This window comes from Candidatus Albibeggiatoa sp. nov. BB20, assembly GCA_016744725.1.
In the GTDB taxonomy this organism is placed as follows: Bacteria; Pseudomonadota; Gammaproteobacteria; order Beggiatoales; family Beggiatoaceae; genus Albibeggiatoa.
On record JADGDW010000125.1, the window covers coordinates 1 to 14,428 of the forward strand.

The window sequence follows — 14,428 nt, forward strand, 5'->3', positions numbered from 1 at the left end:
GATCAGTTTGTGGCAGATGCGTAGTGCATTGATTTTTTACCATAAACATTATGGGCTGTTATATGCGTGGCTGTGGTTGCAGTTGGAAAAACAGTGGCATCGGATACGCTATTGGAAAAATATCTGGAGTCGTGATCCCGATAGACAAGAAAAAGCCCATTATTCAGGTGAATGGATTAAATTACTAAACCAAGCTTGGAAAGATACCCAAGGCGGTAAAATTTCTCCTACGCGTCCTTGGTAGTTTTTGGCAAAATAAATCTTGTGTTCCAATTACTTTGGAACGAGATAAAATTTATAAAGCCAATCCTTATCTAAACTATAGTCGTTTTATTCTAAGATGATACAGGACTGGCAGTCCTTAGTTTTAAAAGTAATTGATATTTAAAGTTTTATAGGACTGCCAGTCCTAACACTCAAAACGAAATTGACTATAATGAGATAAAGCAATGCAACAATGGTGGCAACAGCAATTTCCCAAAGGCTGTCAGTTTGCGCAGATTCAAGATGCAAATCAACAAACAGTTAATATTGCATATGGCGAAAAAGGTCAAGGTAAAACATTGATTTTACTGCATGGCTGGGGGTTGTGGAGCTACGCATGGCATCGAAATATTGATCTGTTAGCAGAGCATTTTCGAGTAATTTGTGTTGATTTCAAAGGCTCAGGCTTTTCCGATAAACTCGATAAACCCGAAATAGCTGGCCATCAAATCATTGAAACTATACATTTTATTCAACAAGTTTCTGATGAACCTGTCATCTTGTTAGGTGAATCATTGGGCGGCTTGGTTGCACTGGGTGTTACAGAGCAAGCCCCTGAATTAGTTGAGCAATTGATAGTGGTGGATGCGGCGATTTTTCCGCAAAAAATGCCTAACCTTGGTATGTATTTGTTAGGCGTAATGCCATTAGGACTGGTTCGGTGGTTTGATAAATTACGTTTGGCACGTTTGTTTTATCCTCTGATCTATTTGGTCGTTAAAATGAGTCATGCACAAACTCATCATAAAATCCCAACTAAAAAGCTTAAAAAAGCCATTCAGCAAAATATTTATCCGTACTATCATTTCCCTAATGCAATTACTAAACTGATTGAAGATACAAAAATCGGTATCAATGAGTTGTCTAAGCAAGAACGTGATGAACCTAATTTGCTGACCGATATTCAGAATAAACTACCAGAAATTCAATGTAATACACTTATTTTATGGGGTGATAAAGATATATGGTTTCCCGTCACTCATGCAGAAAAATTGCATAGTATATTGCCTCATTCTCAATTAAATATTATCCCAAATTGTGGACATCATGCCAGCAGTGATGCCGCAGACGCAATCAGCCAAGCGGTTATTGAGTTTGGTAATAGTAAAAAATAGTTTCTGAATCTAATACTATAAAAACAATTCTAAGATATAGATTTGAATCGTAACTTGTGACGACGCACCGCGTCGTCATCTGAATGGAACGAGAAAAATTGAAATCGATAGCTTTATATTTAGCGTTTAGAAAATAAAGGTATTTATAAAAAACCGTGATCTTATTCAAAAAGCAGAATTTATGACAATCCAACGCAGAATTTCAGTAATTGGCCTCGGTTATGTGGGTTTGCCCGTGGCCATGGCATTTGCAAAAAAAGGCCTTGTTATAGGGTTTGATGTCAATGAACAACGGATTACTGAACTGAATGAACAATATGATATTACCCAAGAATTAACCACTGCGGATTGGGAAAATGTACAAATTCATTTCACTACCAATCCAGAAAAATTAACCGAAGCAGACTTTCACATTATCGCAGTGCCAACCCCTGTTGATGAGCACAAAACACCCGATTTATTACCTGTTTTAAAAGCCTCCAAAACGATAGGCAAGCATTTGAAGCAAGGCGATATTGTGATGTATGAATCTACGGTTTACCCCGGTGCAACCGAAGAAATGTGTATTCCCGTATTAGAACGTACTTCGGGTTTGCAATGTGGACGTGATTTTAAAGTGGGCTATTCACCTGAACGGATTAACCCCGGAGACATGCAACATCGGTTTGAAAATATTGTCAAAGTGGTTTCGGGTTTAGATGCAGAAGCATTGGATATTATTGCACAAGTCTATGCTTCAGTCGTGCAAGCTGGGGTGCATCGTGCATCAAGTATTAAAGTGGCTGAGGCGGCCAAAGTGATTGAAAACATTCAACGTGATGTCAATATTGCCTTAATCAATGAATTAGCAATGATTTTTAATCGGTTACAGATTGATACCCATGATGTATTACAAGCCGCAGGCACGAAGTGGAATTTTTTACCATTTACACCGGGATTGGTTGGTGGGCATTGCATTGGCGTTGATCCTTATTATTTGAAACATAAAGCGGAGCAAGTCGGTTATACACCACAGATTATTCCTGCCAGTCGACAAGTCAATGATGGTATGGGGGCGTTTATTGGCCAGCAAGCAGTGGAACATCTCACTCAAATCGGCTGTTTATTACAAGAAACCACCGTCACTATTTTGGGTTTAGCATTTAAAGAAAATGTAGCTGATTTGCGTAATACGCGGGTGGTAGATATTGTCCAAGTATTGCAGCAACACGGTATTAACATACAAATTCATGACCCTTGGGTTGAGCCACAGCAAGTACAACAAGAATATGGTTTAACCTTATGTGCAGAAAATCAATTGCAAAAAGCGCAATGTATTATTTTGGCAGTCGCACATCAAACTTATTTGGAAAAAGGCTGGGATTGGTTACAACAGCTTTTGGATAATGAACACTGTTTAGTCATGGATATTAAAGGGATTTTGCCACAGGAATCTGTGCCTGATAATGTGGTTTTGTGGCGATTATAAACCAAGGCATTACATCATTTATTGATTATCAGGATGGCCAATGTTTCAAAGCGTAAGTGGCCTATAGTGAATTTCTTGTTATGCGTTAGGACTGGCAGTCCTTTAATATTTCAAATATCAAACACTTTCAAATTTGAGGACGGCCAGTCCTGTATCACTTTAAAATAAAACGACTATAAAACATAAAAAACTACCTGATTACCCATAATGATCAGCGAAAATAAGAAGGTGATAAGGCAAGGGAGGAGTTCTAAGAGAATTTATAAGCCAAACGGGGTAGTAAATCAAGTTGAAAACGTTGATTAAAACGATAGCAAAATTCAGTATATCCAACAACATAAACAGTTGAATTTTAAAGATGAAAGTTATGTGTGGGATTGATTTTTATTCTATGGATATGGTTGGTTGCATCAATCCTAAATATCTAGGGCAATATTCTAGGCTATAGAATTACGCCCTTTCAGGGTTAAATAATATTTTATTTGTAAATTGCCTGTTTCAACTCTTCTACCGCCATTTCATAATACTTTTTGCCGCCAAACACATTTTTAATAATTTCCACAGGTGTACCGATTTGGTCAAAAGGTTGAAGTTTAAGCACTTTGCGATCTTCAATACTCACAATACCTTTATCTGCATATTTATCTAACAACGCATCGATCACGGCACGGGCTTGCGTATTATAACGGCTAAACACATCACGCTTTTTAACTTGTTTGGCGCGTTCGGCACGGGTAAGAGGTGTCTGATCAAATGCAATATGGCAAATCAAATCAAAGTCACTGTAATCAGCACCAACCTCTTGTGCTAACTTATCCAATTCAATCCCATACTCTTGCAATGTCTCAATGATGGCGATTTTTTTATCTGCTTTATGCCAACGACGTAGAAAATTATCCATTGAAACATATTCCTGACGGATGTGCTTGCGGCTGTAATCACGATAAGATTCAGTTACCATTTTACCATCTGTATCCCGATATTCGACCCGCTCAGCCAGAATACTCACCTCAACACCACTGACATATACTTTATTCGCACCTTGTATTTTATCAATGCTACTGTCCTTGATTTCATCGTTATCGATTTCAGGTTCAGGTGGCACAGGACTATCACTTACACTAGGTTCATAAACTTGCACAGGATCAGAATCAAATTCGGAATCCCTAAATAATAACGTTGCCTTTTTAAAATCGATAATGGTGAAGAAAAATTTATTATGCTCTTCCTCAATACGTGTACCTCGCCCAATAATTTGCTTAAACATAGTCATAGACTTGATGGTTTTATCCAACACAATCAATTTACACGTTTTAGCATCCACCCCCGTTGTCATTAATTCTGACGTAGTTGCAATTACAGGATAATGGCTTTCAGGATCAATAAAATTATCTAACTCCGCTTTACCTTCAGCATTATCACCAGTAATCCGCATTACATATTTACTGTTATCTTTAGCTAACTGTCCTGCGGCATTGACAATAGCCACTCGCATTCGTTCCGCGTGGTTAATGTCTTCACAAAAAATGATGGTTTTAGCAAACGGATCAGTTGCTTTAAGATATTGCATGACTCGTTCAGCCACTCGTTTAGTGCGTTGGTTTAATATCAGAATTCTATCCATATCTGATTGATTATATTTGCGAAATTCAATTTTATTACCTAAGTCATCACGCATATTCGGAGGTGGAGTCCAGCCTAATAAATCTTTATCAAGATCAATCCGTACCACTTTGTAAGGTGCAAGAAAACCATCTTGTATACCTTGTTTCAAAGAATACTGATAAATAGGCTCACCAAAATAATCAATATTAGATGCATATTCAGTTTCTCTAGGCGTAGCAGTTAAACCCAATTGGATAGCATTATCAAAATATTCCAGAATCTCACGCCACGCTGAATCATCTTTAGCACTGCCACGATGACACTCATCAATCACAATCAAATCAAAAAAATCAGGGGATACCGTTTTATAGATTTTCTGGCTTTCTTCTTGTCCTGTCATTGCTTGATACAAGCCCAGATAAATTTCATAAGAGGGATCAATTGTGCGGTTTTTAATTTTGGTCATTACCGAGCCAAACGGTTTAAAATCATTAACCAAGGTTTGGTCAGCAAGAATATTACGGTCTACCAGAAATAAAATCCGCTTAGCCGCTTTTGCTTTCCATAACCGCCAAATGATTTGGAACGTGGTATAGGTTTTACCCGTACCCGTCGCCATCACCAACAATAAACGTTTTTGTCCTTGAGCAATCCGCTCGATAACTTGATTGATTGCAATACTTTGATAATAACGAGGCTGTTTACTTGAACCATCATCATAATAAGGCTGGCTAATTAAAGCGTGTTGTTCTGCTTCAATGCCATGAAACTGTTGATAACGTTGCCATAATTCATTGGGAGAGGGAAAATCAGTTAAATCAAACTCAGTTTCAATATCTTGGTTATCAGTAGCCGTTTTGTTTTGGTTATCAGTAGCCGTTTTGTTATGTTCGGCAAAGCCATCACCATTAGAGCTATAAGCACTGGGCACATTCAATATCTCAGCATAGCCCAAGGCTTGTTGCATTCCGCTACTGATGCTGTAGGTATTGTTTTTAGCTTCAAGTACAGCAATGGGTAAACCCTGTTTCCAATACAAAACATAATCAGGGAATTTTTTACTTTTTCTACGTGCTGCCATGTTTCCACGCACAACTACAGCCCCCGGAGTGAGGGGAACTTCACGGCGAATTTGGGTAGTTTTATCCCATCCTGCCTCTATCAACGCGGGGGTAATGAACATCGCACGGATATCCGATTCACTGAGTTGTTGTTTGTCTTTTTTATCCATTGTTGCCCTTTAGATAGGAAAGCACAAAGCTGATACTGAAATTTTAACGATTTTTTACAGCCATTTCATTTTAAGCCATATGAATTTAATAGCAATGATACTATTGTCAAAAATTATTTGATAAAGATTCAATTATTGTGCTGTTTATTAGAACATAATCAGGGATTACACTTTTACTTACTGAATTATTCACTGGAGCAACATTATGAAAGCTGTTGGCTATAGTCAATCGTTACCTATCACTGATTCTGAATCTTTAATCGATATTAAGCTACCACAGCCGATTGCTACTGGGCATGATTTACTGGTTAAGGTCAAAGCGATTGCAGTAAATCCTGTCGATTACAAAGTTCGCCAAAGAATCGCTCCTGCCGAAAATGAGTACAAAGTGATTGGCTGGGATGCAGTTGGTGAGGTTATGGCAACAGGTGAGGTGGCAACACAATTTGAACTTGGAGACATGGTTTATTATGCAGGTGATTTAAATCGCCAAGGTAGCAATGCTGAATATCAATTAGTGGATGAACGTTTAGTTGGCAGTAAACCCAAAAGTTTAGCTGATGATGAAGCCGCCGCGTTGCCGTTAACAGCTATCACCGCATGGGAATTATTATTTGAGCATTTGGCTATCCAACAGCAAAGCCCAGATTCAAAGCAGAAATCTAATGAAGTGATTTTAGTGGTTGGTGCAGCGGGTGGTGTCGGTTCGATTTTAATTCAGATTGCTAAAGCGATTACAGGTGCAACTATTATCGCCACTGCCTCACGTGAAAGCTCACAAGCTTGGGTTAAGAAGTTAGGCGCGGATTATGTGGTGGATCATACCAAACCGCTACAACCTCAAATCGAAGCTTTAGGCATCGGTCAAGTAACACATGTTGCCAGTTTGAATAGTACAGGGTCTTACTTTGATACTTATATTGAATTACTCGCACCGTTTGGCAAGATTGCGATGATTGATGATCCAGCAATCCCTTTAGATGTGATGAAAATGAAACCCAAAAGCCAATCATTGCACATCGAATTTATGTTCGCACGCTCCATGCACAATGCTGCTGATATGGATGAACAAGGTAACTTACTTAATCGGGTAGCAGATTTAGTTGACCAAGGTTATATCCAAACTACTGTTGGTAAAAATTTAGGAATTATCAATGCTGATAATCTGAAGGCTGCCCATGAAGAATTAGAGTCTGGTCGTTCTATCGGCAAGATTGTATTGCAAGGTTTTTAATCTCATTAAATTTAACTGAAAGGAAACAAACATGGCTCAATTAACTATTGTTGCGAATATTATTGCTAAGGCTGATAAGATTGATTTGGTAAAAGCGGAACTTGAAAAACTGATCGATGTCACTCGTACTGAAAAGGGTTGTATCAATTATGATTTACATCAAGACAATGAAAATCAAGCGCATTTTTTATTTTTCGAAAATTGGGAGTCACGTGAATTATGGCAAGATCACATGGGCGCACAGCATTTACAGGATTATTTATCTGCAACAGATGGCGCAGTTGAAACCTTCACAGTGAATGAGATGACGAAATTGGTTTAGTTTTGTTATTAGAAAGGATTCAATAAGGCGTGGCCGTCATTCGCCATTAATATCGTATGACGCTGCGCTTATATATCTTGCGCGGGGAGTAAAATAAAAAAATATGAATGGGTTGCCTCTGAACCTGACAAAACTTAATAAGGAATTGAAAAGCAGTAAAATAGGATAAACCAAGGCAATCGCATTAAAACATAGCATGATTTTTAATTTCCTATAGAGTCAACAAGTTAAAAATATGGTATTTTATAATCTTGTGAAAAAACACCCTTTCTGCTTTTTTATTTGATTGATTTTAAAGGAATTAAATTTTAATACGATTGCCCTGTCGTGTTTTAAAGCTTCAAGGATTCTGTTGTGTCACGGTTTATTATAATTAGGCAGATGAATCTCTATTTCGCCAGCATTTGGAGTACTCAAAACTAACATTATCAAATTATTGGGAAATTACCCCTCATGTGATTCAAACTTTAGATTTGACTGCTGAATAGGAAATTGACCTGCTACAAAACACCGCGCTATTTATGGCCATTGCTGGGGCAAAAGGGAGTCAATTATATTAATAGTTTGTTGATGGAGAATTAGTACATATGAGCTGCATTATGCAAAGAATAAATCTTAAGGAAAATAGAGGAAAGTTTTAGAGAGACTAATTAGGAATGCAAAAAAATAATTGGTAGCGGGGGCAGGATTTGAACCTACGACCTTCGGGTTATGAGCCCGACGAGCTACCAGACTGCTCCACCCCGCATCAATTAAGCTGATAATTATAGAGCATTATTATTTCAAATGCAAGATAAATTTAATTTACGTACTGCATATAGCTATTTATCTGGAGCAGAAGAGGCGTTGCGAGGTTTTTTTAAATCCAATATTCCATATCCTTATCAGAGATAATTCAGAATTAATACGGAAAATCTAATGAAACAAAACGTAGATTATGCAGCAATGATTTATGGCTAAGAGATTGGTTTTAAATTAATCATTTTTTGGGAGAGTTGGTTTGTAAGATTATTGCATGATGCAAAAAAGAATAAATCTAAAAAGCTGAGAAATTGTTTTAAGGTGATCTTTAGAAAAGGAAAAATTTTAGAGGGAAAACAAAAAACTAAGAAGCAAAGAAATAATTGGTAGCGGGGGCAGGATTTGAACCTACGACCTTCGGGTTATGAGCCCGACGAGCTACCAGACTGCTCCACCCCGCATCAATTAAGCTGATAATTGTAGAGTATCATAACTACCAATACAAGCTTTATTTTCAATTATTTTTTAGAAGAGGGTGTTAATCTAATCAATGATTGGTTTGTAAACGGGCCACTTCATGCTCTATGCTATAATTAGCGCAGATATTCAGAAAGGTTTTTCATGCATATCCAGTGTATTCAAACCCCTAATTTCCATGTGTTATAGGATGTTGATATTACATTTGAGCAGGATTTATGCCGCGTATTTTTCCATTAGGTAGCTTAAATTAGGGCGGGAAAAGTTTATAGAAAATATACTAGAAAGAATTGATGTATCAGAAGGTGAATCAATACGGGAATTGGCAGCTTTTAATATTTGGGATGAAGAAAAAATAATTGAATTACAGTTTTCTATTTGCAATGATGAATTTTTAAAAGATTTATCTGAGCTTTATAATGAAAAATCACACTTTGAGCTTTTTTAAAGAAGAAATAAATTAAGCTATGACTTATTGAAAATCATAGAGTTAAAAAGAACATAAGATAATTGCAAGAACATAACGAAATTGGGGAAAAACAGGTTAATTTATTCTTGCCACTCATTCTTAGTGGTGGTAAAAAAGATGTACTTTAAGCTTAAAAATTTAAATGAGAAAGCTATGCCCAAAGAATATTCCTTAAACCCTAATAAGCTATTCGCCATTGTTGATTTAGACATTCAACTAGAGAAAATTGACAATATTGATAAAAACTATCCTTTTTCAGACACCAAAGCTATTTTTTATGATTTATACCCTTGTTTTAATTAGCTGCCAGCCAGTAATCTATGTATAGCCTCGTAACTATTTTTCTAAAAAAACGCTTAAACTTCATTGTTGGATTTATTTTGTTTGGTGCATTATTCACCTCTTTACATCTCACATCAGAAGCATTACGCAGTTCAGCCCAATTTGAAAATCTATACACTTGGCTTTTACTTATCAATGGCTTAGCTCTTATTGCCTTGCTGGCTTTGATTATCCTTAATTTGCGGCAATTGTTTACTTCCGTTTTAAAACGTCGAGCGGGTTCAAGACTTACATTCCGATTACTTGGTTTACTCGTTGCCCTATCTAGTGTGCCTGTCACCATTGTGTATTACTTTTCAGTCGATTTTTTGAATCAACGCTTAGATAGCTGGTTTGATGTCAATATTGAAGATGCCATGTATAACGCATTAGAGTTAACCCAAGCGGCGTTAGATGATCGGATCAAAATTGCATTACGCCACTCTCAAACCGCAGCAGCAGAAATGACCATGACTCCTAAAAGTCTATACATCATAAAACTCAATGCACTGCGAAAAAAATTGGGTGCGTATGAAATGAGCTTACTTGGTATCAATGGACAGGTTGTTGTGTTTAGTGGCACAGAAACCGAACAATTACTGCCCTCATACCCACCAACAGAGAACACTTTGCTACAGCTCAAATTAGCCAATACCTACACCAGTTTAGAGCCCCTTGGCGATAAAGGTCTATATATCCGTATATTGTTAAAATTTAAACTCAATGGCTATCTACGTTTATTACATGTTTTATACCCTGTGCCTGAAAATATGAACCTGTTGGCTTCCAAAGTAGAAATGTCTTACGAGGGTTATAAGGAACATGCATATTTACATCAACCACTAGAAATGAGTTTTACCTTAGTTTTATCTTTGGTTTTAGTATTAAGTTTTCTGGGGACAGTATGGGTTGCCTTTTTTGCCGCCCGACGTTTTGTTGCGCCATTAAGCCATTTAGTTGAAGGCACAAAAGCCGTTGCCGCAGGTGATTATCGCACACAATTACCCGTGACTCGTTTAGATGAACTGGGGTTTCTAGTCGAATCCTTTAATGAGATGACACGCAAAATTTCCCAAGCCCAAAGTGCAGCACGCCAAAGTCAATTACTTGCAGATAGCCAGCGTAATTATTTACAAACTATTTTAGGCCGTTTGTCATCAGGGGTGATTTCACTGGATCATAAGCAACGTTTACGTACCACCAATGCGGCCGCAGAACAAATTTTAGAAACTGATTTAGGTGATTTTATTGGGCAAAACTTAGTTGATTTACAACAAGAGCACTCCACATTGCAAGTTTTATGTGAAGCAATGCAGCCTTATATCAAAAAGCATTCACAAGAATGGAGTGCTGAAATTAGCTTTTTTGGCAATAATGGGCGTAAAGTCTTAATGTGTCGTGGTGCACAATTACAAGTGATTACCCGTGGGATACAGAACACAGGTTATGTTATTGTATTTGATGATATTACTACTCTAATCCAAGCACAACGTAATGACGCATGGAGCGAAGTTGCTCGCCGTTTAGCCCATGAAATTAAGAATCCATTAACTCCAATTAAATTGTCAGCAGAACGCTTACAGCATAAATATTTAAGAAAACTGCCAGAATCTGAAACAGATACCTTGTTGCGCCTGACAAATACGATTATTAATCAAGTTGATGCAATGAAAGATATGGTGGATGAATTTTCTAATTATGCTCGCAGCCCTGCTTTGCAATTACAGCGGTTAGATATTAATAAACTGGTCAACGAGGTATTAGATTTATACCCAAATACGCAAGTTACATGGAATTTAACTGAACCTTTACCCCAAATTGAAGTCGATAAAAGTCGCTTACGTCAAGTATTACACAATGTAATTAAAAATGCGTTGGAAGCCAGTCCACCAAACAGTCCGATTGATATTAGTTCACAATACATAGCAGAAGATGCAACAGAATGTGTTGAGCTCACAATTCAAGATCATGGTACGGGTATTTCAAACGAGCTATTAGACCGTATTTTTGAGCCTTACGTGACCACCAAAACCAAAGGTACAGGTTTGGGTTTAGCCATTGTGAAGAAAATTATTGAAGAACACCAAGGTATGGTATGGATTGAAAATAAAGCGGGTGTCTGTATCACGATTCGTTTACCTGTACCTGCGTCTTCAGTATTATCCAATTAAACCCACAAAACTGAAGCCTTTATTTTAAGAGTCCATTTTTAGCCCAAAGCAGCGAGGCTGCATTCTCATAGAGATTATAAAATAGTTGCAAGTGATTATAATCTTTATTATTTAGCATAATGTACTGTTGATCGCTTTTAAGACAACAAGTCCTCAAGATTACTCTAATGTGCTATTCTCTCGATACTTGCGATATATTCATAAATCGAAAATTAGCAATCTAAAATCGAAAATAAAAATGACGACCAGTACTCAAAAACCCCATATCTTAGTTGTAGATGATGAGCCCGATATTCGTGGCTTGTTAAAAGAAATCCTTGAAGATGAAGGCTATAAAATCACTGTAGCTGAAAATGGCAAAATGGCGCGTGATCTACGGCGTGATGTAATGCCAGACTTGATTTTACTTGATATTTGGATGCCTGATATTGATGGAATCAGTTTGCTCAAAGAATGGCAAGAAACCAATTTTACAGGCAGCCCCGTGATTATGATTTCTGGGCATGGCACTGTTGAGACCGCAGTAGAAGCCACGCGGCTAGGTGCATATGACTTTATTGAAAAGCCGCTGTCGATGTCTAAATTGTTGATTACAGTTGAGCGCGCCTTAGAAATGGCCACTTTGCAAAAAGAAAATTATGGGTTGCGTAAGCATGTGCAAATGGTTACCGAACCGATTGGCCATAGTGAAACCATGAAACAGCTACGCGAGCAAGTAAAGAAAGTCAATCAACATGCTACATCGGTTTTAATCACAGGTGAGTCGGGTACAGGTCGTACTCTATTTGCACGCTACATTCATCATACGGGTCAACGCAGCCATGGGCCGTTTGTCAATGTACGGATGGCGGGTATTAGCCCAGAAAATCAAGCACTTGAATTATTTGGCAGTCAAGGCACAAATTCTATTTCACGTTTAGAACAAGCAGATGGCGGTACTTTATTTATTAAAGATATTGCCGATATGAGTGAAGACGTGCAAGCACGATTACTTAGCAGCTTAGAAAATCAATCATTTTTGCGTAATGGTGGTTCAGAACCTGTGCCATTTAACGTACGAGTGATTGCGGCCACTGCTTATGATGTAGAACAAATGATTAGTTCAGGCCGTTTACGTGAAGACCTATATTATCACTTAAATGTTGTCTCTCTGCATTTGCAGCCCTTGCGTGAACATTGTGAGGATGTACCTGAATTGCTCGATTTTTACGTGAATTTATTTGCCACACAAGAAGGTTTACCTTATCGCCGTTTCAGTGTCGCGGCTCAAAACCGTCTCCGTAATTATGCTTGGCCGGGCAATATTCGTGAATTGAAAAACCTCATTCAACGCCTGCTGATTTTAGGTGAAGAACACAGCATTGAAGTAGAAGAAATTGAACCTGTTTTAAATACCCAACATCGTCCCGTCAATGTGAGCGGCGTTTCGATTTATGACTTGCCACTGCGTGAGGCACGAGAACAATTTGAGCGTGATTATTTAGAACATCAATTACAAGAATTTGGTGGCAATGTGAGTAAAGTTGCTTCGCGGGTAGGTTTAGAAAGAACCCATTTATATCGCAAACTACGCGCATTAGATATTGATCCTAAACAAACCAAAAAATGAGGAAGTAGTATTATGAAGCGTTTACTGGTTTTTATCGCCTGTTTGGGTTTTAGTTTGCCAACATGGGCAGCTCTTGATATTCAAGCAGGCTATATAGAAGTTGCCGCAGAATTACCGATTAACCCCGGTAATGTGGCCGTTTCGGATAAAGGGCGGATTTTTGCGACTGTGCACCAATTTCGACCTGCTGAAGTACAATTAATTGAAGTCACTGGCACAAATACTTATCGTCCATTCCCTAAGGATGAACAATGGCATCGCCCATTTGCAACAGATGAGAATGTATTTAACAGCTTATTAGGCATTAGCATTGACCGTAAAAATCGTCTATGGGTGATTGATAATGGCAACGGTAAACAAGCTCAGACTCCAAAATTATTAGCGTTTGATTTGGAAACTGAAAAGCTAGTTTTTCGTTATGATTTTCCTGCTAAAATTGGTGCAAAAGGCACGTTTATTCAAGATTTAGCGGTGGATGATAAAAACGAATTTGTATTTTTAGCTGATGTGGGTGGCAGTCAAGACCCTGCAATTATCGCTGTAGATATTAAAAATAAAACAGGCCGTCGTTTTACAGGTCATGAGTCATTGCAAACAGAAGATGCGGATATCATTGTGGAAGGCAAGGTATTAATGCGTCCGAAAAATGGTAAATTACAACCAGCGCGGGTCGCGATTAATCCAATGACTATTTCAGCTGATGGTGAAACCATTTATTACGGCGCGATGACAGGAAAAACATGGTATAGCGTGCCTGCTAAATTATTCCGTGATAATGCCAAAGAGGCTGAAATTGCCCAAGCTATTGCTAAAGTTGGTGAAAAACCTGTGTCTGATGGTGCGTCGACTGATGCTGAAAACAATCATTTTTTTACTGATTTAAATAATAATGCGATTGCGAAATTGGATACAAAGGGCAATTTGACTCAGTTAGTACAAGATGAACGTTTAATCTGGCCAGATGCATTAGGTTTTGGTGGGGATGGTTGGTTGTATATTGCAGTAAATCAGTTGAATCGTGCTCCTTTTTTCAATAATGGCGAGGATGCAGGAAAACCTCCATATTTGATTATGAAAGTGTGGACTAATACTCAAGGGGTCGCAGGTCGTTAAAAAATCTAATTTTTTGTTTTTCGCGAATGTAAAAAATAGATTACGAGTCAAAAATGACTAACAATCCAGTTCTTTTGCAGCCTTAATCTTGTAGGAATTAGGGAGTGTTCTCATTCAGCTAGTAGTAATAGTAATAAATTGAATCTAAATGATAAAATTCCAATAACATTTTAAAATGCAACATATTTTTAAGGGGGTAATAACAGCAACTTAAAATCTACGTTAATCATTACTATGATGTACTAATGTTAAAAAAACTTGTAAAAATAGGTGAAGCTGCAAAGATAC

Annotated in this window: 10 protein-coding genes and 2 tRNA genes; 9 read left to right on the forward strand and 3 right to left on the reverse strand. The window is 37.7% G+C overall.

Features of this window, described 5'->3' with window-relative positions:
- The 3 genes from ABXH34_RS13455 to ABXH34_RS13465 all read left to right on the forward strand — a co-directional run.
- Positions 1–244, forward strand: a 244-nt coding sequence (locus ABXH34_RS13455; protein ID WP_353572402.1) for a hypothetical protein, incomplete at its 5' end; no start/stop codon positions are given.
- Between the two features lie 205 nt (positions 245–449).
- Positions 450–1,379 (forward strand): alpha/beta fold hydrolase, encoded by a 930-nt coding sequence (locus tag ABXH34_RS13460; protein ID WP_353572403.1) that lies wholly within the window; start codon positions 450–452, stop codon positions 1,377–1,379.
- Positions 1,380–1,560: 181 nt separating this feature from the next.
- On the forward strand, positions 1,561–2,847 hold the full coding sequence (locus ABXH34_RS13465; RefSeq protein WP_353572404.1) for a nucleotide sugar dehydrogenase: 1,287 nt from the start codon (positions 1,561–1,563) through the stop codon (positions 2,845–2,847).
- A 478-nt stretch (positions 2,848–3,325) separates the two neighbouring features.
- Here ABXH34_RS13465 and hsdR read toward each other — a convergent pair whose 3' ends face one another.
- Complete coding sequence (hsdR, locus tag ABXH34_RS13475; RefSeq protein ID WP_353572405.1) at positions 3,326–5,683, reverse strand: EcoAI/FtnUII family type I restriction enzme subunit R; 2,358 nt, start codon at positions 5,681–5,683, stop codon at positions 3,326–3,328.
- A gap of 205 nt (positions 5,684–5,888) precedes the next feature.
- Here hsdR and ABXH34_RS13480 point away from each other — a divergent pair, with 205 nt between their 5' ends.
- Positions 5,889–6,917, forward strand: a complete 1,029-nt coding sequence (locus ABXH34_RS13480; RefSeq protein WP_353572406.1) for a zinc-binding alcohol dehydrogenase family protein — start codon at positions 5,889–5,891, stop codon at positions 6,915–6,917.
- A gap of 31 nt (positions 6,918–6,948) precedes the next feature.
- Positions 6,949–7,239, forward strand: coding sequence for a putative quinol monooxygenase (locus ABXH34_RS13485; RefSeq protein ID WP_353572407.1), 291 nt, complete (start codon positions 6,949–6,951; stop codon positions 7,237–7,239).
- A 671-nt stretch (positions 7,240–7,910) separates the two neighbouring features.
- Here the strand turns inward: ABXH34_RS13485 and ABXH34_RS13490 are convergent.
- Both ABXH34_RS13490 and ABXH34_RS13495 read right to left on the reverse strand, forming a co-directional pair.
- Positions 7,911–7,987, reverse strand: a tRNA-Met gene (locus tag ABXH34_RS13490).
- A 377-nt stretch (positions 7,988–8,364) separates the two neighbouring features.
- Positions 8,365–8,441, reverse strand: a tRNA-Met gene (locus tag ABXH34_RS13495).
- A 638-nt stretch (positions 8,442–9,079) separates the two neighbouring features.
- Here ABXH34_RS13495 and ABXH34_RS13500 point away from each other — a divergent pair.
- From ABXH34_RS13500 to ABXH34_RS13515, 4 genes are all read left to right on the forward strand, one after another.
- Entirely contained in the window at positions 9,080–9,229 is a 150-nt protein-coding gene (locus ABXH34_RS13500) for a hypothetical protein (protein ID WP_353572408.1), read from the forward strand.
- Between the two features lie 17 nt (positions 9,230–9,246).
- Positions 9,247–11,418: a sensor histidine kinase gene (locus ABXH34_RS13505; RefSeq protein ID WP_353572409.1), complete on the forward strand. Its 2,172-nt coding sequence runs from the start codon at positions 9,247–9,249 to the stop codon at positions 11,416–11,418.
- A 238-nt stretch (positions 11,419–11,656) separates the two neighbouring features.
- Positions 11,657–13,027, forward strand: coding sequence for a sigma-54-dependent transcriptional regulator (locus ABXH34_RS13510; protein WP_353572410.1), 1,371 nt, complete (start codon positions 11,657–11,659; stop codon positions 13,025–13,027).
- A 12-nt stretch (positions 13,028–13,039) separates the two neighbouring features.
- Positions 13,040–14,140, forward strand: a complete 1,101-nt coding sequence (locus ABXH34_RS13515) for an L-dopachrome tautomerase-related protein (RefSeq protein ID WP_353572411.1) — start codon at positions 13,040–13,042, stop codon at positions 14,138–14,140.
- Positions 14,141–14,428: the final 288 nt, after the last annotated feature.